Annotated in this window: 3 protein-coding genes and 1 pseudogene; 2 read left to right on the top strand and 2 right to left on the bottom strand. The window is 70.8% G+C overall.

Features of this window, described 5'->3' with window-relative positions; translation table 11 throughout:
- On the bottom strand, positions 1-243 hold a 243-nt coding region (locus tag FV222_RS30760), incomplete at its 3' end, for a hypothetical protein (protein ID WP_210248517.1).
- Between the two features lie 34 nt (positions 244-277).
- Between FV222_RS30760 and FV222_RS26815 the strand changes: the two genes are divergently transcribed.
- Positions 278-460: a hypothetical protein gene (locus FV222_RS26815; protein ID WP_147761969.1), complete on the top strand. Its 183-nt coding sequence runs from the start codon at positions 278-280 to the stop codon at positions 458-460.
- A gap of 102 nt (positions 461-562) precedes the next feature.
- Here the strand turns inward: FV222_RS26815 and FV222_RS30225 are convergent.
- A pseudogene (locus FV222_RS30225) lies at positions 563-967 on the bottom strand (oxidoreductase C-terminal domain-containing protein); the annotation flags it as partial.
- Between FV222_RS30225 and FV222_RS30220 the strand changes: the two are divergent.
- The coding region (locus FV222_RS30220) for an FAD-dependent oxidoreductase (protein ID WP_348644952.1) at positions 953-1,153 on the top strand (201 nt) is incomplete at its 3' end. The pseudogene FV222_RS30225 and the gene FV222_RS30220 sit on opposite strands and share 15 nt — an antisense overlap.

Here is a 1,153-nt window from a genome sequence, read left to right as displayed (position 1 = left end):
GGTCTCGACCGCGTCGGCGGGCGCGGCGCCCGCGCACAGGACCGCCGCGAGGCCAGCGACACGCAGGGCGGCAACGAAGGATGGCATCACGGAGGTGGTCCAGCTGGCAGGCGCGGGCACGCCCGAGCCGGTCGTGTCGCAGCGCAGCCCGGCGTTTTGATGGCACGGACCGGTCGGCCCACCCGCGAAGTGGAGGCTTGAAAATAGAGCGCGGAATACCGGCAACCGGGTCGCATTCAGCACGTTAAGCTTTCATAACCACACCCGCGGGGCTGCCATGAGCATCTTCCAGATTCGTCAGATCAAGAACGGCGTCGTCCTGTGGACCGGTTCGGCCGAGAACGAGGCCACCGCCCTCGACGCGATGGCGCGCGAGGCCGGCTATCGCGACTTCCTCGCGCTGCCGGAATCGGTGCGCAGCAACGGGCTCGAAGCGGCCCGGCTCGACCTGATTTCCTGAAGACGCCGCGCCTGCGACGGTAGACCTGTCCCTGGCGGCTCACGCCGCATCAGCCAAAAACGTTCGACCTCGCCCGGCCCGGCCGCGCGTGGTCGACGCGTTTCAAGCCATCGCGAAAAGCTTGAGGTCGAACGTCGGGTCGGCGGCCTGAGCCGGTGTCGGCGTGCGGCCGGCGCCGAGGATGCGGCGGGCGATCATGTGGTCGCCGGCGCGGTTGATCGACTCGACTGCGACCAAGCGCTCGCCGCGGTAGCGGAAGACCGAGAACGCCTCGCCCTCCCCGCGCCGGACGGACTGGTCCGACGGGCCGGACAAGCCGGCGATCTGGAGCTTGAAGCGGCCCTGGTCGCTCCAGAACCACGGCAGCGCCGCGTAGGCCGCGGGCCGCCCCGTGAGGCGGGCGGCGAGGCACCGGCCCTGGTCGATCGCGTTCTGCACCGATTCGATCCGCACGGTGCCGTCGGCGGACAGACCGGCGGCGAAGACGCTCGGGTGGCGGGTGCAGTTTCAGTGGAAACCGGGGCGTTCTTTCGCGCTGCGCACGAAAACCTCGGCGTCCGCTTCGCCTTCGGCGCCGGCGTCGTCGCGATCACGGGGGAGGGGGGCCGCGCCGGCGCCATCCGCCTCTCGGACGGGCGGGAAATGCCGGCCGACCTCGTCGTGGTCGGCATCGGCGTGCTGCCGAACCAGGAG

Origin of the sequence: Methylobacterium sp. WL103 (assembly GCF_008039885.1) — a bacterium.
GTDB lineage: Bacteria > Pseudomonadota > Alphaproteobacteria > Rhizobiales > Beijerinckiaceae > Methylobacterium > Methylobacterium cerastii.
Note: the sequence above shows the minus strand (reverse complement) of the source record. Positions and strands in the feature narration are given on the sequence as shown.

Excerpts from the sequence above, each read along its gene's own strand:
- FV222_RS26815 (WP_147761969.1), top strand. The coding sequence starts at position 278 with ATGAGCATCTTCCAGATTCGTCAGATCAAGAACGGCGTCGTCCTGTGG.